General features: G+C 71.9%; 15 protein-coding genes, 1 tRNA gene and 1 pseudogene. 10 read left to right on the top strand and 7 right to left on the bottom strand.

Translation table 11 applies throughout. The annotated features are described in order from the left end of the window. Positions 1-37: 37 nt before the first annotated feature. Positions 38-111 (top strand) — tRNA-Pro (locus tag WMF29_RS11085). A 174-nt stretch (positions 112-285) separates the two neighbouring features. Then, positions 286-870, top strand: coding sequence for a serine protease (locus tag WMF29_RS11080; protein ID WP_437328808.1), 585 nt, complete (start codon positions 286-288; stop codon positions 868-870). Positions 871-919: 49 nt separating this feature from the next. On the opposite strand, the gene WMF29_RS11075 is transcribed toward WMF29_RS11080, so the two are convergent. From WMF29_RS11075 to WMF29_RS11065, 3 genes are read right to left on the bottom strand one after another with little or no spacing between them, the layout of a single operon-like run. Further along, the gene (locus WMF29_RS11075; RefSeq protein WP_437328807.1) at positions 920-1,714 is read right to left on the bottom strand and encodes an MXAN_2562 family outer membrane beta-barrel protein; all 795 of its coding nucleotides are present in this window, start codon (positions 1,712-1,714) and stop codon (positions 920-922) included. Then, positions 1,711-2,964, bottom strand: a complete 1,254-nt coding sequence (locus tag WMF29_RS11070) for a hypothetical protein (RefSeq protein WP_437328806.1) — start codon at positions 2,962-2,964, stop codon at positions 1,711-1,713. The genes WMF29_RS11075 and WMF29_RS11070 overlap by 4 nt, the downstream gene beginning before the upstream one ends. Before the next feature lie 12 nt (positions 2,965-2,976). Further along, entirely contained in the window at positions 2,977-3,249 is a 273-nt protein-coding gene (locus WMF29_RS11065; RefSeq protein WP_437328805.1) for a hypothetical protein, read from the bottom strand. A 68-nt stretch (positions 3,250-3,317) separates the two neighbouring features. On the opposite strand from WMF29_RS11065, the gene WMF29_RS11060 reads away from it, so the two are divergent. The 3 genes from WMF29_RS11060 to WMF29_RS11050 all read left to right on the top strand — a co-directional run bounded on the left by WMF29_RS11060 (position 3,318) and on the right by WMF29_RS11050 (position 9,176). Continuing rightward, on the top strand, positions 3,318-6,917 hold the full coding sequence (locus WMF29_RS11060; protein ID WP_437328804.1) for a HEAT repeat domain-containing protein: 3,600 nt from the start codon (positions 3,318-3,320) through the stop codon (positions 6,915-6,917). Between the two features lie 126 nt (positions 6,918-7,043). After that, the gene (locus WMF29_RS11055) at positions 7,044-8,504 is read left to right on the top strand and encodes a DUF6600 domain-containing protein (protein ID WP_437328803.1); all 1,461 of its coding nucleotides are present in this window, start codon (positions 7,044-7,046) and stop codon (positions 8,502-8,504) included. 45 nt (positions 8,505-8,549) lie between these two features. Further along, positions 8,550-9,176 carry a hypothetical protein gene (locus tag WMF29_RS11050; RefSeq protein WP_272101757.1) on the top strand — a complete coding sequence of 209 codons (627 nt, stop codon included), beginning with the start codon at positions 8,550-8,552 and terminating at the stop codon, positions 9,174-9,176. A gap of 75 nt (positions 9,177-9,251) precedes the next feature. On the opposite strand, the gene WMF29_RS11045 is transcribed toward WMF29_RS11050, so the two are convergent. The 4 genes from WMF29_RS11045 to WMF29_RS11030 form a co-directional block, all read right to left on the bottom strand. Beyond that, entirely contained in the window at positions 9,252-10,850 is a 1,599-nt protein-coding gene (locus WMF29_RS11045; protein WP_437328802.1) for a M16 family metallopeptidase, read from the bottom strand. Then, a complete protein-coding gene (locus WMF29_RS11040) occupies positions 10,847-12,436 on the bottom strand; it encodes a M16 family metallopeptidase (RefSeq protein WP_437328801.1) in 1,590 nt (529 codons plus the stop codon). The genes WMF29_RS11045 and WMF29_RS11040 overlap by 4 nt, the downstream gene beginning before the upstream one ends. 160 nt (positions 12,437-12,596) lie before the next feature. Then, the gene (locus WMF29_RS11035) at positions 12,597-13,460 is read right to left on the bottom strand and encodes a hypothetical protein (RefSeq protein ID WP_437328800.1); all 864 of its coding nucleotides are present in this window, start codon (positions 13,458-13,460) and stop codon (positions 12,597-12,599) included. Between the two features lie 358 nt (positions 13,461-13,818). Then, positions 13,819-14,394, bottom strand: a complete 576-nt coding sequence (locus WMF29_RS11030; protein WP_437328799.1) for a hypothetical protein — start codon at positions 14,392-14,394, stop codon at positions 13,819-13,821. A 266-nt stretch (positions 14,395-14,660) separates the two neighbouring features. On the opposite strand from WMF29_RS11030, the gene WMF29_RS11025 reads away from it, so the two are divergent. The 5 genes and pseudogenes from WMF29_RS11025 (at position 14,661) to WMF29_RS11005 (ending at position 21,401) form a co-directional block, all read left to right on the top strand. Beyond that, entirely contained in the window at positions 14,661-17,861 is a 3,201-nt protein-coding gene (locus WMF29_RS11025) for a DUF6531 domain-containing protein (RefSeq protein ID WP_437328798.1), read from the top strand. Between the two features lie 12 nt (positions 17,862-17,873). After that, positions 17,874-18,041, top strand: a pseudogene (locus tag WMF29_RS11020) (RHS repeat-associated core domain-containing protein); the annotation flags it as partial. Positions 18,042-18,212: 171 nt separating this feature from the next. Next, positions 18,213-18,515, top strand: a complete 303-nt coding sequence (locus tag WMF29_RS11015) for a hypothetical protein (protein ID WP_437328797.1) — start codon at positions 18,213-18,215, stop codon at positions 18,513-18,515. A 143-nt stretch (positions 18,516-18,658) separates the two neighbouring features. Beyond that, positions 18,659-21,175 (top strand): hypothetical protein, encoded by a 2,517-nt coding sequence (locus tag WMF29_RS11010; protein ID WP_437328796.1) that lies wholly within the window; start codon positions 18,659-18,661, stop codon positions 21,173-21,175. Further along, positions 21,147-21,401, top strand: a complete 255-nt coding sequence (locus WMF29_RS11005; RefSeq protein ID WP_437328795.1) for a hypothetical protein — start codon at positions 21,147-21,149, stop codon at positions 21,399-21,401. Before WMF29_RS11010 ends, WMF29_RS11005 begins: the two co-directional genes overlap by 29 nt. Positions 21,402-21,497 lie beyond the last annotated feature (96 nt).

Raw genomic sequence — 21,497 nt, 5'->3', positions numbered from 1 at the left:
GCCTCGTCTATGGTCCCGCTCGCGGACGCGCTCTGCCCGGGGAGTCGCACAGTCCGGTAGTGCACGAGCTTTGGGTGCTCGTTGTCGCGGGTTCAAATCCCGCCTCCCCGACCCTCTCCGACGATCCTCGCCCCCTCGCGAGCCCGGTGGTCCAGCTGAGCCCCATGGCCCCGGCCCCGCGGCTCAGCTGGACCGCCGCGCGCGTCCCCATCGCACCCGGCACGCACCCGCCGCGCATCGAACTTGGCCTCCTCGGGTCCGCTGCGCATAGTCCCGCCGATGTCGATGCCCGTAAGACTCCTGCTCGGCGCATGCCTCTCCTTGCCCATCCTCGCAGGGTGCGGCGGGCCGCAGACGGCCGCCCCGGCAGCGGCTCCGGCGCCGCGCGCGCACAGCGCGGCGCCGTCCAAGCAGGCGGCGCCCGCCGGGCAGCTCGCCCGCGCCGACGTCGACCGGGTGCTGATGCAGGGGCCGCCCTGGATCCTGCGGCGCGTGCCGGTCGAGGAGGTCGTCCGGGCGGGCGCGTTCATCGGCTGGAAGATCCTCGCGCTGCCCGCGGACTGGAGCAGCATCGAGCTCAAGACCGGCGACGTCGTCACCCAGGTCAACGGCACGCCCCTGGAGCGCCCGGACGACCTGTTCGCGGCCTATCGCGCCCTGGCCAGCGCCAGCGAGCTCAAGATCGCGTACGAGCGCGAGGGCGCCGCGCGCGAGCTCGTCGTGCCCATCTTCGGGGCCCCGTCCAAGGATACCGTCGAGGCCTTCGCGAGCGACAGCCCCCCGCGCCGCCCGACGACCGCCCGGCCGCGGGGAACGACGGTGATCGAGGAAGACGACGGCGGCGCGCCGCTCGACGGCAGCGCGCCGTGAAGCGCGTACCGGCGCCGCACGCCCGTCGCGCGGCGCGCGGCGCCGCGCCTCACATGTCGAAGGCCAGCCCCAGGACCCACGTCGAGGTGCCGACGTGCATCTGCGGGCGCGAGCCCAGCCCGTCGAGGTTCGCGAACATCCACTCGCCGAACAGGTACGTGTGGTTGATGCCCGTCGTCTCATCGAGCTGGGAGGCCGAGCGGAGGTCCAGCCAGTTGAGCGCGAGCATCCCGCCGAACGCGAGGTGCGTGCCCCACGTGATGCCCTCGCCCCGGACGCCATCGGGCTTCGGCGTGCCGGGGCCCGACGTCGTGGTCCATAACCCCATCCCCAGGCCCACCTTCGCGTAAGGCACGATCGGGACGCCCGTCTTGCGCATCAGCTCGTCGGCGCGGAGGACGGCCGACAGGTGCATCGGCATGATGGTGAGCGAGGTCTCCTCTGCCTCGGCCCTGGCGTCGCTGCCCGCCACGAAGGCCTTCGCCGACGCCGACGTGTACCCCCAGCCGAGCCCTGGGCCGATCGCGCCGACGTACGGGATCCGGAGCGGCAGCCAGTCGACCTCGACCCCGAAATAGAAATTCTGGCCGTCGCCGAATGTCTTCCCGTAGGGGCCCGCGCCGGAGAATTCCTCGTCGACCTGGGGAGAGTACGGGGCGAAGCGGAGCTCGAACGCGAAGCTCTGAGGAGACGCATAGCGCTCCTCCCGCTGGATCCTCGACCGATCGTGCTGCCGCCAGTCGCCCACCCCGTGGCTCGTTTGCGCGCCGGCCACGGAGGCGGCGAGGAGCGCCGCGCCGCCGGCGAGGCCGGCGACCAGCTGATGACGGAGATGACAGATCATTCGCTCTCCTGCGTGAAGGAACGCGCGTGCGCGTGTGCGTGGCGTCGACGACGACGGCTCCTGCGCCACAACCCGAGCGCCGCGCCGGCCGCGACGGCGGCGAGCGGCGCGGCGGCCCACCGGCCCGCCCCCACCGGCCCTTCGATGCTGCAAAAGCCCCCGCCGGCTTGCCCGCCGGCATCTCGGTACTGCTCGAAGAACCCGTCGACGTCGGTCGCGGTCGCACAGGAGAGCGCCGACAGCGGCCCGGCATTGCCGACCTGGTCATAGGCCGCGACGCCGACGACATACGACTTGCCGTTGACGACGCCCTTCGTGGCCTCGCCGCGGCTGGCCCTCCCCACGCTGCCGCACTGGTACTTGGAGTCCGGGATCTCCCCCGAAACCAGGAGCGACGACTGGCACCCAGCGCCGCCGCCGCTCGTTGCGCCGCCGCCGCTCGTTGCGCCGCCGCTCGTTGCGCCACCGCCGGCTGCCCCTGCCCCGTCGCCTCCTCCAGCGGCTCCGCCGCCGCTGCCGGATCCCCCTGCCCCGTCGCCGCCCCCGGCTGCCCCTGCCCCGCTCGACGCAGCAGCGGATTGTCCTCCATCATCGCAATAGAGGTAGTAGCCCTGCACGTCCTCGTCCTCGTTCTGCGTGTAGTCGACGAGGAGACGACCATCTCCGGGGTGCGCCACCACGCCGGTCGGCGGCTTCGGGCCCTGGAGGTCCATCTTGGTGGTATCCCACTTGGCGGAATCCGGATTGTCCTGGTCCGAGGATTCGAGCCGCAGAAAATAGATGTTCAGGGGGACCGCGCCGGTGCTGGCCCTCGTGCTGTCGCACCCCTCCGCGCCGAGGGCCTCGGCGATCGCCTTCGCCGACACCTTGACGACCATCGTGTCATCCAGGTTGGACTGGGCCGACACCTGCTTGCACCGCGTGCCGGTGTCGCGGTTCGAGTACGCAAGGCAGTCCAGCGACTCGCTGACCCAGACGGCGAGCGTATCGCTCGTCGAGAAGCCGCTCAGCGTGAGCGTGAACTCGAGATCGTTGTTCGTCAGGCAGTCCTCGCGGCTGATCCAGAGCGGGTACTGCGCGTCCGGCCGCTGCAGCTCGGTGCGCTTCACGTCGGTGCTGATGGTCACCGTCGCGCCGGCCTGTCGCGCGCCTCCGGCGAGCGCCGCCGCCGCGAGGGCCACCGCGCACAGCCGGGGGAGGTGCCGCCGCCCTCGCGGCCGGGGCCGCACGAGATACCTTGTCGTCTCCATGGGCGCGTCCTTTCAGCACAGCTCGTACCACGCCGCAAATGCCTCGCACAGCCCTTCGAACGGCGGGGAAAACGGTCGTGCGCCCACGCCGGAGACCGCGTCGAACGCGCCCTCGGAGGCCCCTGCGGTCCCGTCGGAGGCGTCCTTGGAGGCGTCCTCGACGCCCCACCTCGGAGGCTCGGAGGCGCGCTGCATGACGAGCTGGCCATGTTCGCCGTCCGTTCCTGACAAGTTGGCATCGACGCCGCGGAGCAGCAGGGTGAGCGTACCGCCGCGCGGCGCCATGGGCCGACGTGCGCGCTGCGTGGCCCGAAACACGCGCTCGTCGAGGGAGCTCGGCTAGCTTGGAGCTGGTGGACTCGACCGACGCCGCTCCCCCGGAGCCGGGCTCGATGGCAGGGCCGAGCGCGAAGGAGCGCGCCACGGCGCCGGAGCCGGCGCGCGCTGGGCAGCCCGGCCAGCCCGGCGCGCGCCCGGAAGGCGCGCCCACGTCCCTCGCGTCCGGGGCCACCCCGTCGGTGCGCCCGACCTCGACCCGGCCCAGCCGGCTGCCGCCGAGCGGCGCCGCCCCTGACGCCGACACCGCCGTCCTCGGCGTCCCGCTCACCCGCGTCGAGCTGCACCGGACCGCGCTGCTCTTCTGCCTGCTCTTCCTCGCCGCCCTCCTCTTCGTCGTCGGCCGCTCCGCGCGCGACGCGCTCTTCCTCACCAGGTTCCCCGTCACCTGGATCGCGCCGATGTGGATCGTGTACGGCGTCGCCTCCGCCGTCGCCGCGCTCGCGTACGACCGCGTCGCCCGCCGCCTGCCGCGCGCCCAGCTGTGCGTCGCCTTCGCCCTCTTCGGCGCCGTCACGTTCGCGCTGCTGCGCGTCCTCATCGGCCAGGAGGTGCGCGCCGCGATCCTCGTCTTCTACATCTGGTCGGAGATCATCGCGAACTTCACCGCCGTCCTCGTCTGGGCCGTCGCCCAGGACCTGCACGACCCGCGCAGCGCCAAGCGCCTCTTCGGCCTGATCGGCAGCGGGCGCGTCGTCGGCACCGTCGCCTGCGGCTTCGCGACGGGCGGCGTCGTCCGGTGGATCGGCACCGAGAACCTCCTGTTCGTGCTCATCGCGGCGCTCCTCGCCATGGCCGCGCTCACCAGCGCGCTGGCGCGGCGCCACCCGCTCGGGCGGCCCCCGTCCGGCGACGAAGCGCTCATCCAGGCCCGCCTTCCGCGCCTGGAAGTGTGGCGATCGCGCTACGCCCTCACCGTCGCGCTCCTGACCTTCCTCCTCTTCACGGTCCTCACGATCGGCGACTACCAGTTCAAGGCGATCGCCCTCACGGCCTACCCCCACGTCGACGACCTCACCCGGTTCATGGGGTTCCTCTACGGCGCCGTCGGCGTGGTCGGCCTCCTCGTGCAGCTCGTCGCGACCCCCCTGGTCCTCCGGCGCCACGGCGTGCTCGGCGGGCTGCTCGCCATGCCGGCCGCGTTCACCGCCAGCACCGTCGCGCTGCTCGCGGCGCCGTCGCTCGCCTGGGGCGCGATCCTCAAGCTGAGCGACAACGCGCTGCAGCTCACGATCTACGACGCGACGATGCAGCTCTTGTTCTTCCCGTTCCAGCCGGCGCTGCGGGAGCGGGTGCGGACGCTCGTCTCCACGATCGCCAAGCCCCTCGGCTACGGGCTCGGCGCGCTGATCCTGCTCGCCGTGGCGCCCACCGCCGCGACGGGCCCCGCGCTCGTCGAGGAGGCCGCGTGGATCGGCGTCTACTCCCTCCCGCTCTGCGCCGCCGCCATCGCCCTCCTCCCGCTCGTGCGGCGCGGCTACTTCGACGCCATGCGCCGGACCTTGATGCGCCGCCAGATCGAGCCGGACAGCGTCGTGTACGGCCCCCAGACGCGCGCGATCCTCAAGGAGGCGCTCTACAGCCGCGCCATGATGCAGGTGCTCTTCGCGGTCGAGCAGCTCCAGCAGCTCGACCCGCCCCTCGTGCGCGAGGCCGTGCCCGCGCTCGCGCGCCACGGCTCGGCCAGGGTGCGCGCGCTCGCGGTGCGCCTCGCGGCCGAGCTCGAGCACGAGGAGGGCGCCAGCATCGCGCGCGCCGCGATCCACGACCGGAACACCGACGTCCGCGTCGCCGCCGTCGCCGCGCTCGCGGCGCTGCTGCGGGAGGACGCGCACGACGAGCTGCTCGCGCTCGCGCGGGAGAGCGACGCCGCGGACGCGGCCGGCGGCGAGGAGCTCCGGGCCGCCGCGATCGCCGCGCTCCTGCGCTACTGCGGCCTCGACGGCATGCTCGAGGGCGCGCCGCGGCTGCGCGCGCTGCTCGACAGCCCGTCGCCCCGCGATCGCGTCGCAGCCGCCCGGATCCTCGGCCTGGTCGGCCACGCGTCGCTCCAGCGCGCGCTCGCGCGGCTCATCGGCGATCCCGACCCCGCGGTGCGGCGCGCGGCCGTGCGCTCGTCGTCGAGCGTCGCCGACCCGCGCCTGCTCCCCTTGCTCGCGGACGCGCTCGCCGAGCGCGCCCTCGCGCCGGCCGCGGCCCGGGCCATCGAGGCGCTCGGCGACGACGCCATCCCGGAGCTCGCGGCGCGCCTCGGCGACGACGGCACCCCGCGGGCCGTGCGGCTCGCGATCCCGCGGGTGCTCGCGCGGCTCTGCAGCCACGACGCGCTCGACGTGCTGCTCGCCCGGATCGACGACCCGAACGAGGCCCTCCGCCAGAAGGTGCTCGCGTCGGCGTCGCGCCTGCGCCTCGCGCTGCGCGCGCCGCCGGCGCCTCTCCGCGCGATCCGCGCCTGCATCGACGACGAGACGGTGGAGCACGTCCGCACGCGCGAGGCGTACATCGCGGTGCGCCCCCGCGTCGTCGGCGCGCTGCTCGATCAGCACCTGCTCCGCCGGCTGCGGAAGGGGCTCATCCGCGTGCTCCGGCTGTGCGAGCTCGCGTACCCGCGCGAGGTCGTCGCGCTCGTGCGCACCCACGTCTTCGGCCCGGATCCCGCGCTGCGGGCCAACGCGTTCGAGGTGCTGGAGTCGCTCCTCGACCGCCCGCTGCGCGAGCGCCTCGTCTCCCTCGTCGAGCGCCTGCTCGAGCTGTCGGCCGCGTTCCCCCGGAGGCCGGTGCCGCCGGAGGCCGGCGTCATCTCCTGGATCCGCCACGAGATCGTGCGCGGCGACCCCTACAGCGCCGCGCTCGCGCTCGATGCCGTCGCCCGGTACTCCATCTCCGGCGCCGCCGGGGACGCGCTCGCCGCGACCTACGATCCGGACCCGCTGGTCCGCGAGGCGGCCGCCATCGCAGTCGCCGTCACGTCGCCGCCGGGCGCCCGCGAGCGCCTGGACGCTCTGCGGGCCGACGAGGATCCCGCGGTGGCCCGTTACGCACGATACTGGGCGGTCACCGGCGGCACCGGCATCGACCCCGAGGACGAGATGTACACGACGATCGAGAAGGTCCTGTTCCTGCAGCGCGTTCCGCTCTTCTCCCGCGTGGCCGGCGACGATCTGGTGGCGCTGGCGCGCGGCTCGCTCGTGGTGTCGCTGGTCCGGGGCGACGTCATCTTCCGCCAGGGCGAGCCGGGCGGCGCGCTCTACTCGATCATCTCGGGCGAGGTGAGCCTCACCCTGGACGGCCGCGAGATCGCGCGCCTCGGCGCGAACGACGTGTTCGGCGAGATGTCGCTCTTCGACAGCGAGCCGAGGGCCTCGACCGCGGTGGTGACCGAGGACGCGGAGCTGCTCCGGGTCTCCGCCGAGGATTTCCACGAGGCGGTGCGGGAGACGGCCGAGATCGCGGACGCCGTGATCCGGGTGCTGAACCGGCGCCTGCGCGAGGCCGACCGCAAGCTGGCCGACGCGCACGCGCGGCTGTCGCTCCTTCCGAAGCCGCCGGCGCTGCCCGGGAGAGCGCCGCCCCCGGGGGACGAGACGCCGGCGCTCGACGACAGCGACCTCGATTGAGGAGCGGCGCTCCGGAACGTGGCCTGCGATGTGCAACGTCGAGCGCGCAGGGACGTCTGAAGAGATCCGAGGGCGCCCGAGGCCAGCCCGACCTCTCCCTGGCACCCCCTTCCAGAAGGACCCATCATGCTGCCGATGCCTCTCCCGCTGTCCTCTTCCCTCTCGCGCCCTGCCCCCGCGGCGCCGGGCATCCCCGGGGCCCGGCTCCGCCGGCTCGGCGGCGCCCTGCCGCTGCTCGCCGCGCTCCTCGCCGCGCCCGCGAGCGCCGCCGCCCAGCCCGCAGAGGCCGCGCCGGTCCAGGTCGATGTCCGCGTGAGCGCGCAGGCGCAAATCGAGGCAGACGAGTACGAAGACACCGACCCGAGCGCCCTCGTCGAGTTCCAGCAGCCGCTCGCCGCGTACGGCACCTGGGTCGACGACCCGAGCTACGGCACGGTCTGGGTGCCCTCCGCGGTCGTGGTCGGCGCCGATTTCGCGCCCTACCAGACAGCGGGCCACTGGGCGCTGACCGACGACGGCGAGTGGCTCTGGGTCAGCGACTACACGTGGGGCCACATCCCCTTCCACTATGGCCGCTGGGTCTGGATCTCCTCCCACGGCTGGGCCTGGATCCCGGGGCGCACGTACGCCCCGGCGTGGGTCGTCTGGCGCGTCGGTGACGCCGGCTACGTCGGCTGGGCCCCGATGCCGCCGACCTACACCTGGAGCAGCGGCGTCGCGGTCTCGCTGTGGACCGTCCCCCCTGCCGCGTACGTCTTCTGCCCGACGACGCACGTCTTCCACCGCCACGTCCACACGCACGTCATCCGCGATCGCGAGGTCGTCCGGCGCATCGCCGCGCACTCGCACACCTACAGGCCGGCGCGGCCGACCGCGGGCAGGCCCGGGCGCGCCGACGTCCGCCCGGGCGATGGGGGCGCGGGCCGCTCGAGCCCGTCCCACGGCATCCGTCCTGGCGGCTACCGGCCGGCCTCGCCGTCGCTCGCGGAGGCCGGCGTCCCCTCCTCGGCCGCGCCGAGGCACCGCGACAGGCCGGATCCTCGCGCCCTCGCTTACGCCCGCAGGAGCACGACGCCAAGCGCACGCCTCGCGGCCCCGCCGGCGCGCCGTCCGGCGTCGCCCGCGGGCGACGACCGTCGCGCGGCGCCCGCGCTGCGCACGCCGCTGCACCCGCGGGGGACGCCCGACGGAGACGCTCCGGCCCCGGTCGCCAGGCCGGGCCTCCCGGCGCGGGGCGTGTCCGACGCGGGCGCGCTGCACCGCGCCGGCGCGCTGCACCGCGCCGGCGCGAGCCCATCGCACCGGCACTCGCGGCCGGCGGTCACGCCGGCGTCGCCCCTCCCGGCCCCGGAGACGCCGGCCTCCCCGGCGCCGCGCCCCGTCGGCACGCCGGCCGCCACGCGCGACCTCCCGCACCGATCGCCGTCGGCCACGGCGCCGCGGCCGCTGCCGCAGGCGCCGCAGCCCGCGAAGCCGCGCGCGCTCCCGAGCGCGCCGTCGTCGCCGCCGCGCCCCAGGATCCACCTCCCGTCGGGCCCGGCTCCGGGGAAGACGGCGCCGGCGTCCGGTCGCCCGCGGTCGAGGTAGCGCTTGGTCCACGTCTTGCGACGTCCACGAGCAGGAGAAGATCCGATGACTCTTTCCGCTGACTTTGTGAAGCGTCGTTCACTGGGGCTGTGGTCGTTCCTTCTCGTCGCCGCGCCCCTCGCCTCGGCCGGTTGCATCATCGTCGACGAGGACGGCGACCACGATGGCCATCACGTCCACGATGACTGGGACGACGGCGACGACGGCAGCGTTCCCCCGCCGCCCGCGGACGACGTGCGGCGCGTCGCCGTCGACACGGACGCCACCCTGAGCACCGAGCCGGGCGAGGGCGTCGGCATCTTCGTCGAGTACACGGCGGGCGGGACGTGGACGCTCTGGACGACCTGCGACACCAACACCTCCAAGGTCGTCTGCAGCTTCGATCTCTATGCCTCGGTCGACACGTCGTCCGAGCTCATCGACCTCGCGGGGATCGAGATCGAAAAGACGGACGAGACGCGCCTCGTGGACATCGGCGTCGCGTATTTCCACGCCGAGACCGGCTCGGACATCGACGCGATGACGTTTGCCACCACCCCGGGCGCCGTCGTCCGGCTGGAGGCCCACCTCGACGGGGCGCCGGAGCCCCGCTTCGTCTACTGGTTCGGCGACGGCGTCCTGCACGAGGGCGCGCCCAGCAACCCGATCGACTTCAAGCCGACCGCGCCCTGAGGGCGCGATCCTGACGCTCCTCCCGCTGCCCGCGCGGCGGGAGGAGCGCCCGGCGAGGACGCGCGCCGCTCGGGGCTATTTCTTCGGCTGGATCGGCTGCCCCTCGACGTCCCACGCCTCCGGCTCGCCGAGGCCGATCGCCTGGAGCTGCGGCAGGATCTCCTGCCGCGGTCCCACGACCACGACGGTCGCCCCCTTCGGATCCACGGCCCTCGCGAGCTCCGCCAGGGTCGCCAGCGTCGCGCCCTGCCGCGCCTTGCTCGCGTCGCCGTCGAACGTCTCCGGCAGCTCGAGCCGCGACAGCGTCCCGAGGCGCTGCGCGGTGCGGTTCACGGTCTCGTAGGCGGAGACGAGATCCGCGCGGTCCTGCGCCTGCACCTTCGCCAGCTCGTCACGGGTCAGCCCGGAGTCGGCCATCTTGGCGAGCTCGGCGAGCATCTCCTTCAGGGCGGGTCCGGTCGCCTCGGTGACGACCGAGGCCCGCGCCACGAACGCGCCCGGCAGCCTCGTCTCGGTGAACGCCGAGCCGGCGCCGTAGGACCAGCCGTGATCCTCGCGCAGGTTCTGGTTCAAGCGCGACGTGAACGAGCCGCCGAGCGCGGAGTTGACGAGCTGGAGCAGCGGCCGCCGAGGATCGCTCGCGGCGACCCCCTCCCGCACGGCCGCGATCACCGACTGCGGCGCCCCCGGGCGGTCCACGAGCACAAGCCGCGGCGGCTTCCACGCCGGCGCGGCCGCCGCGCCCTGCGCTGCCACCGCGCCCTGCGCTGCCGGCACGCCCTTCGCGGCCGGCGCGGCGATCGCCGTGGCGCCCTTCGCGGCCAGAGCGGCCCTCCCCGTGGCGCCCTTCGCCGACCACGCCCCGAGATCGCGCGAGAGCGCCTGCTGCAGCTCGTCCCGGGTGATGTCGCCGACCACGGTGATCACCGCGCGGTCCGGGCGCCACGCCGCCTTGTAGAACGCCTTCACGGCCGGGAGGCCGATCGACTTCGCGTCCGCGACCAGGCCGTCGACGGGGTGCCCGTACGGCGTGCCCGGCCCGTGGAGCGCGGCCATCGAGACCAGCCCCGAGACCCGCGTCGCGTCGTCGCCGCGCTTCCTCAGGTCGTTCTGCCAGAGCTCGCTGACGCGCTTCCACTCCTTCGCCTCGAACCGCGGGCGCGCGACCACGTCGGCGAGCAGCGAGAACGCCTTGTCGAAGTTCTTCTTCAGCACGGAGAGCGTCGCGACGCTGCCGTCGGCGCGCGCCCCGACCGAGAGCGTCGCGCCGAGGTCGTTGATCGCGCTGGACAGCTCCACCGCGCTCCGCGTCCCCGCGCCCTCGTCGAGCATGTCCGCGGTGATGTGCGCGAGCCCCGCCGCGCCCTTCGGATCGTCCGCCGCCCCCGACGCGACGGAGATGGCCACGGACACGATCGGCAGCGTGTGGCGCTCGAGCAGCCACACCTTCGAGCCGTTCGGCCCGTCGAGCACCACCGGCGCCGGCGGCGTGAACGGCTGCGGCTTCGGCAGCTCCGGCTTGGGCCCGAGCGCGTCCGCGGGCTTCGCGGCCGCCGGCGGGGCGCTCGGACGCGGCGCCTCCGCCCGGGCAGCGGACTGCGCCGGCGTCCTCGGCTCGCAGCCGAGGGCCGCGGCGACCAGCGCGATCATCGCGCCTGCGTGTGTCGCTCTCATTTCGTCACCGCCTTCTTCGCCTCTTCGCTGCCCTTCGGCACGACCCGCAGGATCACCCGGGCGTCGGGATCCAGGGTGCTCTTCGCGTACGCCTGCAGCGACTCCGCGGTCGCGTCGCGGTAGCGCTTCAGATCCTGCTCCACGAACCCGGGCTGGCCCTTCGACGTCTCGTACCGGTTGAGCATCGAGGCCCGGCCGGCGACCGACTCGAGCGCCGTCACGAAGGCGGTCTCGTACTGGTTCTTGGCCCGGTCGAGCTCCTCGCGGCTCAGCTTCGCGTCCCGCACCTTGGCGAGCTCCGCGTCGATGGCGGCCTCGACCTTCTCGAGCGGCACGCCTGGCCGCGCGATCGCCTCGACGGTGAACGTCGAGCCGAGATCGCCGGAGTGCTGCACGGCGCTCACCTCCTGGGCGAGCTGCTTGTCGTAGACGAGGGCCTTGTAGAGGCGGCTCGCCTTCCCCTGCTCGAGCGCCGTGGCGAGGAGGTCGAGATCGGCGTCGCCCGGCGCGTACTGCGGGGGGCTGTGCCAGGCCATGATCACCTTGGGGAGGTTCACGTTGTCCTCGATCGTCTTCCGCACGACGCCGCTCAGCTTCACCGGCGCGGGCGTCGTCGCCGCGGGGACGGGCCGCTCCGGGATGCCGCCGAAGAACCGCTCGATGAGATCGCGCGTCTTCTGCGCGTCGAAGTCGCCGGCCACGACGAGGGAGACGTTGTTCGGCACGTACCACCGCCGGAAGAACGTCGTGACGTCGTCGACGGTCGCGGCCTGGAGGTCCTCGTGCGAGCCGATCACGGGGTGGTGGTAGGGGTGTCCCTCCGGGTACATCAGCGAGGGCATGAGGAGATCGACCTTGCCGTAGGGCTCGTTCTCGCTCGTCTGGCGGCGCTCGTTCCGCACGACGTCGCGCTGCGCGTTGAGCTTCGGGAGGTCCATGCTGTCCGCGAGCGACGAGAACCGATCGGCCTCGAGCCAGAGCAGGAGCGGCAGCGTGTGGGCCGGCGCCACCTCGTGGTAGTCGGTCCGGTCCTCGCTGGTCCACGCGTTGTTCCAGCCGCCTTCGGCCTCCATCCACGCGTCGAACTGCTTCGTGGGGACGCGGTGGGTGCCCATGAACATGAGGTGCTCGAACAGGTGCGCGAAGCCGGTGCGCCCCGGCTCCTCGAACCGCGAGCCGACCTTGACCATGAGGTTCAGGGCGACCATCGGCAGCGCGTGGTCCTCGTGGAGGATCACGGTGAGGCCGTTCTTGAGGGTGTACTTGGTGAACGGGATGTCGAGCTTCGGCGCCTGCGAGGCCGCGGACTGAGGCGCGGTGGGTGCGGACGCCGGGGCCGCGGCTGGCGCGGCCTTCGGAGCCGCGGCTGGCGCGGCCTTCGGGGCTGCGGCCGGCACGGACGCCGGGGCCGCGGCTGGCGCGGCCTTCGGAGCCGCGGCTGGCGCGGCCTTCGGCGGTGAGGACGTGGCCTCGGGCGGAGCTGCTGGTGCGGGCTTCGGCCCGGACAGAGAGAGGGCCGCGGCCACGGCGACCAGGATCGGCCCGGTGGAGCGCGGGAGCGGCGGGTGACGCGCGCGGGTCTGCATGAGCCCGAGGGTTGCGCCGGTCGCGGGCGGAGCGCAAGCGGGCGGGAGCATGGATACGGAGCCGCGCCCGGCCAACGGGTGGGGTTGTCAGTTTGTCACGAAGCACGAACGCACCACAGATGCAGAAGGAGCGTGCGACGCGGACGCGATAGGGTGGGGTTTACGAGGGCTGAGCGCCGGCCGGTGCCGTGGACGCCGCGGGCGGAGGCGGAGGCGCTGCCCCCGGCCGGTTGCCGGCCACCTTGCCCTCTGCGGTCTTGCGGGCCTTTTCCCGCCGCGCTGCAGCGCGGCGGCGCCGCTCGTAGGCGCTCGTGACCTCGCGGACGATCTCCGGATGGCGGCGGAAGACGTGCGCCGCCGTCTTCCGGATCGCGCCGATGCGCTCGAGCATGAGGTGCAGGAGCTGATTGCGGGTCGCGCTCGCGGCGGCCGAGGTGTCGCCGTCGGGGATCGTCTCCAGCGCTCGCCGTTGCAGGTCCTCCGCGAGCTTCCTGGCCTCGACGATGAGGCGGACATCGAACTCCTCATCTGCCTCGACCAGGCGTTCCTCGAGCGACGCCGCGAGCCCCGCGTAATCGCGGAGCGCCTGGGAGAGGGCGCTGGAGCGCTGGCCGTCCTGCGCGTGAAACTCCTTGATGCGCGCGAGCTGCGCGTCGGCGGGCTCGTCGACGTCATCGTCGAGCAGGAACTCGAGCGCCGACTCGAGCTCATCGACAACGAACCTGGCGCGCTCTCCGACGTCGGCCACGGCGGGGTCGACGATGAGGAGCAGCCGAGTCTGCGCCTCCTGCACGGCGTGGACGATGGAGAGCAGATCGTCGCTGCTCGAAGCGGGCAGTCGGTTCTTGACGCGCTTGAGGCCCGGGCGATCGCCGTCGGGCTCCCAGTACTTCTTCACGAACGCCGCGGCGGCGACCGCCTCGCGCACGGCGACGTCGTACGGCAGGCTCAGCGGGTTATCGGTCCGCCCCTGCTCGGCGGCGGCCTTGACCCAGCGATCGTAGTCCTTCCCCTGCTTGGCCATGATGATTGCTCGACCCCTCCTCCTGCGTCCCTCGCCCCCTCCGGGCGCGGCGCGGAGACGCGAAGGTGAGTCCGCTCGAAGCGCTGTCCAGAGCAGACGCACGATCCGGACGCGATCGAGGTGCACCGGACGGGAAAGGGTCGGGGTGGGATGTCCTGATGGCCGGCTGCGCGTCCTGATGGCCGGGTGGCCTGTCCTGATGGCCGGGTGCGTGTCCTGATGGCCGGCTGCGTGTCCTGATGGCCGGGTGCCCTGTCCTGATGGCCGGGTGCCCTGTCCTGATGGCCGGCTGCGTGTCCTGATGACCGGGCAGCCTGTCCTGATGACCGGGCCAGGCGCAGCTTAGAAGGGCGATGGGCTAGTTCAACCGCACGAGCCGCCCCACGAGGCGGAAGAGCCCCCGTGACACCGCGTTGATGGTGCCGCCGACCAGCTCGATATCGCCGCTCTCGTGGATTCGGAGCGCACCGAAACCCGAGCGAAGCAACACTTCCTTGCTGCCCTCGATCGAGATCTTCTCCCCGCGGAGGCAGAGCTCGCGCGGCCTCCGCGTCCTGAGCGCGGCGATGATCAACGGCGGCTCATCCTCGCAACTCTCGACGAGCACGGCGTCGCCGTTGGCGCGCGCGCCCTCGATCACCTCGAGATCGACATCGGGTGCGATCTCGGCCAGCACGGGCGTGTTCGTGCCCCGGGCGAGGATCGACGCTCTCCGCGTCTTGCCCTCCATCGACACGACGCGCGCCGTGCACATTGCGACGGCGGCGATCGCCGGCGCCTGCCGTTCCGGGAGCACCGCCGCCGTCGTCTCGACGATCTCGTCCAGCATCACGCCGGTTGTCGCGAGCTCTCCGGCCGATTCCGCCTTGCCCTCGGTCTCCACAGCGCCCGGCGAGACCTGCTCCGCCATGGAGCGAATGTTCCAGGTGCTCATTCCCCTACCTTGAAGGCACGCATCAGCAGCTCCAGTGCCGACGCGGCAACGCCTGCGCCAGCGTACAAGGCCGTACCGCTGCGGGACACGGCCACCTCACTCCTGTGCATCGAACCACAGCCTCTACCGTTGTCCAGCCGTTCGGGTCGCCGGGCCACCGGTGTGCTTGACAGCTCGGAGGAGCTCGGGCCTGCTCCGAGCTCCTTACCAGAGGTGCTCCCTTGGCGCGAACCGCTCCCGTACCCAACATCCCCGCGATTCCCGGCATGAACCCCGGCATTTTCGTGATGGGCGGAGGGGGCAACGGAGGCGGGAGCGGGTCGGGCGGCGGCAAGGGGTCGAAGAACGGCCAAGGCTCCGACGGCAGCGGCGGAGGCAGCGACGCTGGTGGTGGCGGCAAGAGCGCCTGCGGCTCGCCAGGGAAGGATGGCGGCGGATGCCCGCAGCACCACGGCGGCAAGAACAGCGGCGCGGCGTCGCACGGCGACCCCATCGACGTGATCACCGGCCGCGTGTTCACCGCGCCCGTCGTAGACCTCGACTTGCGCGGGCCGCTGCCGCTCGAGATCGCGCGCTCCTATTCCACGACGAGCCGCGAACGGGACATCGGCCTAGGGCACGGCTGGACGCACACGTTCGCGTGGGAGGTGGAGCTGAGCCGCGGCGGGAGCGCCAAAGTCTGGACGGAGGACGGGCTCGACGTGCCCTTCGGCATCGTCGAGCGGGATACGGGCGTGATGGGGCCGCACGGATGGGTGCTCCACCGGCACGAGGAGGGGTTCGCGCTCGACATGCCCGACGGCACGCGGCGGATCTTCGAGCCGGACCTGGTCGACCCGGCGCGCCGGCGCCTCCGCCTCACGGCGGTCGAGGATCGCGCCCGGAACCGGATCCAGCTCCACTACAGCGGGGCATCGCTGTCGCGCATCGTGGACTGCGTAGGCCGGACGATCCGTATCCTGACGACCCGCGAGGGGCGGATGGCGGCGCTCGAGGTCGTGTGCGCCTCCGGGCGCGTCGTTCGCTTCGCGACGTACGAACACGATCCAGCAGGAAACCTCGCCAAGGTGACCGACGCGGACGGGCACGCGACGGCGTACATATACGATGACGACCATCGCCTCGTCTCCTATCGCTTGCCGACTGGCCAGGTCTTCTTCTTCCGCTACGACGACGAGGGCCGCGGCGTCGAGTCGTGGTGCGAGCATGAGAGCGGCATCGACCCCTGCCTCGCGGACGACCTGCCCGAGTTCCTCGCCGACCGGCGCACCAGGGCCAAGGGCATCCACCACGTCAAGGTCGAGTATGGCCCTCACGGCTACAGCGAGGTCGCCGACGCGGCGTGCACATTCCGGTACGTCGGCAACGAGCACGGCAAGGCCGACAAGGCGGTAGCGAACGGGCGCGTCTTTGCCCGGACCTACGACGCGCGCGGCCACCTGACCTCGTACACGGACGCGATGGGCGCGACCACGCGCTGGGAACGCGATCTGTTCGGCAACGAGACGCGTGTCGTCGACGCGCTCGGGCAGGTGACGTGCATCGAGCGCTTGCCGAACGGGGACATCACCCGGATCCTCGATCCGGACGGCGGCGAGACGGTCGTCGAGTACCTGAAAGACGCGCTGCTCATCAAGGAACCGACGGGCGCGCTGTTCGAGGTGCGCTACGACAAGCGCGGGTTGCCCATCGAAACGTTCGCGCCGAACGGGCGAGGGCGGCGCTATCGGTACGACGACCACGGCAACGTCGTTGAGGCCTCGGACGAGCGCGGCGTGGTGCTCTGGCAGGCGACATACGACGAGCTCAGCCGATGCACGTCGGTGCGCGATGAGGCCGGCGCGGTCACCCGCCACCGGTACAGCGAGAAGGGGCTGCTCCTCTCGGTGGAAGAGCCTGGGGGCCTCATGTGGCGGTTCAAGCACGACGGTCTGGGCAACATGATCGAGGAGGTCGATCCCAGCGGGCGACAGACGGTCCTCGTGCGGGGAGGTACCGGCTCGCTCGCCGAGGCGCGGCTGCCTGACGGGAGCACCGTCCGGCTGCGCTACGACCGCAAGGAGCGGCTCGTTCGCATCGTCAACGCGCACCGAGAAACGTATGCGTTCGAGCTGGGACCGACCGGCCTGAAGCTGGGCGAGCGCACGTTCGACGGGCGCGAGATCCGCTACGATCACGACCTGGCGGGCCGCGTGGTACGCGTGTCGTTCGCGAACGGTCACGAGGTGTTCCTCGAGCGCGATCGCCTCGGGCGGATCGTGAAGCGGACGCGAGCCGACGGCAGCGAGGAGACGTTCGAGTACGACTTCCGTGACGACGTGCTGGCCGCCGAGAATGCGTCCGGGAGGGTGGAGTTCGTGCGCGACGCCGGGGGCGCGATCGTCAAGGAGCGGCAGATCGTCGACGGCGAGGGGTTCGAGGTCCACGTCGAGAACGACACCATCGGCCTCCCGGTGCGCCTACGGACGTCGCTCGGCCACAGCGCGGAATGGCGGCGGGACTACGCAGGGCGTCGCTTGACGGTGCGGCTCGACGGGACCGAAGAGATGGCGGTGCGGCTCGACCTCGCAGGGCGCGAGATCGAGCGCGCGCTCTCGCGCGGCGGGCGTGTGCTGCTGCGCTACGATCTCGCGGGCAGGCTCGCCGAGCGGTACGTGACATCGCCGGCGCTGGAGCAACGCGCGCGCCCAGGGCAGCCCGCGTGGGTGGGCGCGCCCGAGGCCGGGGCGACCATCCATCAGCGCATGGAGTACAACGGGGCGTCCGAGCTCACAGCCCTGTGGGACGCGCGCTTCGGATTGACCCGCTACCAGCACGACGCGCTCGGACAGCTCCTCGCCGCGGTCCCGGACGGCGCGCGCGGCGAGCTCTTCGCATACGACCCAGCGGGCAACCTGCACGACGCGAGCAGGACTGACGCGGGACGGGAATACCACGGCGGAGACGTGCTCGTACGCGCGGACGCGACGGCGCTTCTTTGGGATGAGTTCGGAAGGCTCGTCGAACGGCGCACCCAGACCAGCGCGGGCGAGCGCGTCACATCCTACAGGTGGGCGGAGGCGGGCACGCTGTCCGAGGTGATCCTGCCCGACGGGAGCGTGGTCACGTCGACCTACGACGCGTTCGCGCGGCGGCTCAAGAAGGAGGTGTACCGGAGAGCGGTCGACGGTCGCTGGGCGCTGCTCCGACGCACACGCTTCTACTGGCACGGAAACACGCTGCTGCACGAGACCGTCAAGACCGACACGGTGAGCTTCGAGCGGCGCTACAACTTCGGTCCGGACGACGAGCCGTGGGCGCACCGGGAGATCGTGCGGCGCGGCGGCGAGGTCCACGAGGGGGCGTGGGTCTACTATGTGAACGATCTGGCGGGTTTCCCGGAGCGGCTCGTCGACGGAGGCGGCCAGATCCTTGCCGAGATCGCGAGGACGGCGTGGGGAGCAGCCGCGATGCGGGAGGGGGCATAGGCGGCGACGCCGCTGCGTTTCCTGGGGCAGTACGCCGACGCAGAGACGGGGCTCCACTACAACCGCTACAGGTACTACGACCCCGCGCTCGGCCGGTACATCTCGCCGGATCCGGCGGGACCGCTCGGCGGACTCAACGCGTTCGCGTACGCCAGGAACAACCCGTTCGATTACGGGGACCCGTGGGGGCTCGTCTATACGCGCATCGTCGACAACGGCACGCGGCCGGCGACGGTGCTGTACGAGGGATACAACATCGGGGAGGGTGGGAATAGGACCCCAGACGAGGGGGGGCACATCCCCCATGACTACCACAAGAACTCGTGCGCTGAAACCCAAGCGATACAGCGCATGAAGAACGATATCATCCGCGATATCACGGAGGAGCAGGACACCGCAAAAAAGAAGGGGACGAGGCGACAGCCGTTTCGGAGAATGTCGGACTCGGAAATCGATGCAGAGGCAACCCGCAGGCTAAAATCTAGGTTCGACAACCCTAACCTCTCAATCGAGACATTTCAGCGCAGAGGAGGCAAGCCCGTCAACCCTTGCGACCTGTGCCAACAAATGTTCGCGGATCTCGGGATCAGCCACGCGGTCGTCGGCGAGGGCGGAAAGCGTGGCAAATTCGGCCCGTACAAGCCGAGATGGTAATTCGTTCTCAGGAGAACCCGATGAAGCGACGGTTCTTTGGCAAAGGTCAGTCCAGAGCGTTCGAAGCCCTGCAATCCTGGCGCGAGGCGGGCCATCCGGCGGCATGCATTGTCCATGGTTTGCCCGGCGCGGGGAAGAGCACAGTGGTTGAGCGATTCTTCGGCTCGATCACCGGCCCTGGAATGCTGAAGCTCGTCGTCCACGCTGGACGCGTGTTCGGCGCTGCCTTCGAGGAAGAAGCGCTCGCGAGGCTCTCAGCAGGTCCGTGGCCCGAAGGCACAGGGTTCAGCGAACATGCCTTCGGCGTCCGCACGAGCCTCGTGAACCGGATCATGAACTGGGACGGCGACGACGGGCAGCCGCAGCTCCTGCTCGGTCTCATCGCGCCTGACGCGTGCGTGGACTGGCCGGAGAACCCGCGCCGTTCTGTGCTGGACGAGCCAGGGCCCGCCGCGCGCGTGCTGGTGGCGGTATCCGGCACGCGCGATGTCGCCGAGCGGTGGGCAGAGCGCCTCAATTTCCGCACCGAGCGCGTGACGTATATTCCGGTCGACGGGTTCAGCATCGATGAGATCGATCCAGCTCTCCGCGACAAGCTCGCCTGGGCGGCGGTCGACGGTCCAGGTCCACGCGCCCATGTAGAAGCGATCGCGACCTCGCTTCGCGACCGTGGTGCGGTGGGGTTGGAGACGCTCATGGCGATCCTCGCGTGCGCGTTCGCGCCGCTCGACATCTCTGCGCTGGCTCTGCTCCTCGATGCGCAGGTGCCCGAGGTGACCGGGTGGCTCGATGCGCACCGCAACGCCCTGGATTCGGTGATCGAATGGCATGAAGAGGGTCACCGGATTCGCTATCGTCACGAAGCTTTGCGCGCCGCCTGGGCAGCCGCGAACCAGGAGCACGTGGCGCTCGCCGAGCGACGGTTCGCTGAGGCTGCCCGAGCTCTCGTTCGCACCTGGGAGGGTGTCGACAACGCCCAATCTCGCGCGCTGTTCTACCTCCGCCGCTATGCCGGCGATCACCTCGTCGCGTCGAGAGCGCCGCACGCCGATCTCCTCCGGCTATGCGACCCGCGGTGGGCCTGGCCGCGCTCCCGCGAGGATGTCGCCGCGCGCCGGATGGAGCTGGGGCGCGTGCGACGCACGCTGACGGCGCCGGTTGACGTCGCGGACGCCATGGGAATCCCGTCCGAAGCGCTATCGAGCTTTGTGAGGCTCGCGTTGGCGCAGGGCGCGCTCGCAACGCTGCACCACGCGTGGCCCCCTGAAGCGGACGAGCCCGGCAAGGAGGCGTGGAACGACACGGAGCGAGCGCTCGCCGTGGCGCTCTTCGCGCTCGCGGCGCACGCCTCACCATCGCAGCGCGCACACATCGAGGCGCGCGCGCTCGACGTCGTACGTCGGACCGGCGCCGCGTGGCGCGGCGATGGGTGGGAAGATGCGCTCGCATTGCTCACCGCGGCGCGTGCTGCATGCGGGGGCGAGGCCGCGATGTGCGCGCGCTGGGCGGTCTCCGCCACATGGCGTGCGGAGAAAGGGCCCGACATCTACTTGCACGCGTGGCTCACCGCAGCCAGCTTCCTGCCTCCGTCTGAAACGGAGGCGCTCGTCCAACAGGCCATCGAGCGCGCGCTGTCGAGCGCGAAGCCCGGATACGCGCTCGGCCGGCTCGCCACTGCGGAGGGGCTCCGCCAGGACCAGGCGCTCGCCCTCTTTCGCGCGGCAATGCCCCTTGCACCGAGGTCGCGCGCAAACGCCCTGGCACCGCTCTTGTCGAAGCTGCCCGATGAGGAGCGGGCCAGAGCTGCCTCGGTGGTGCTCGATGCGTTCTTCGTCGACTATAACGTCGACGCAGAGCGGATTGAGAACGAGACCTGCACCGCGGCCGTTGTTCCCCTCCTCGGCCCAGTCGAGCTCTCGAGGCTGCTAGACGAGGCTCTCCCGCCGCCTGGCGTCCTGGCCGTGCGGTTCGCCGAGCTCGGTGCGCCGGGACGCGCGCTCGACGTCATCCGAGAGCTCTGTGGCGGCGGCATCCACGGCGCTCGCCCGCTGCTCCGCGCCGCGGCGACCGAGGGCGGCCGCTCCCTCGTGCAAGCCGCTCGCAAGGCGGTGGCTGCGCTCGATCCCGCATGGGTCGCCGCGAAGCTCGTCTGCGAACACCCAGCCGAGGCCATCCGGGTGCTCGGCCTCGATGCTGCGGTCGAAATCGCCGAACGAGCAGGCGGAGGTGGCTCCGAGGCCGCGCGCATCATGGCCCTCGCGGCGCTCTGTCGCGCCGCCCCCGAGCCATGCCGCCCCGCGCTCGCCACGCGTGCCGTCGCTGCCTACCACGACGATCGAGATACCGACGGGCTGGAGAGCGTGGTGCGCTGCGCGCCCTGGATGTCACTGGCGGACGCAGCGAAGCTGTTCTCCGTGAGCCTCGGGGACGCAGCCGAGCAGGTCACGCTCGTCTCGACCCTGAGCCGCTGGGGCGGCGTGGAACAGCTCGCGCCCCTCATCGCGCGCATCGGCGGAGACGACGCGCTCGCCGCCGTCGCCGACGTCCTGCCCGAGGCGCTCCGGTGGATTTCGCGGGCGGAGGCCGGCTGGAACGTCGACTTGGACCCGCAACCCTCGCTTCGGGTCCCAGGTGGGCGATCCGCCGACGGAGTGGAGTAACAACCTCGTCTACAACTGGGCGTTCCACTGCGGATACACCTCGAAGAATCAGAGGTTCCACTCGAACCTGCGCGGCAACTACCACGTCGCCGGTCCCTCGACGCCGGCGGCTCGACCCGAACGACGCGAGCCGCGACCGTCCATGGCGAAGTGCCCGCAGCCTGCTGTGAAGAACCCTGCGCGCCTGGGTAATGCATTGCTCCCCATGCAGCGGTCGCCGCGCTGACCGCTTCGCACCTCGCCCCCCGCGAAGAAGTCGGTGCATTCTGAATTCTCGGAATTTTCGGCATGCGCGACACGCGCTCCGACAGCGCGTCGCAGG

The sequence above is a fragment of the Sorangium sp. So ce381 genome (assembly GCF_051473845.1).
Lineage (GTDB): Bacteria > Myxococcota_A > Polyangia > Polyangiales > Polyangiaceae > Sorangium > Sorangium atrum.
Note: the sequence above shows the minus strand (reverse complement) of the source record. Positions and strands in the feature narration are given on the sequence as shown.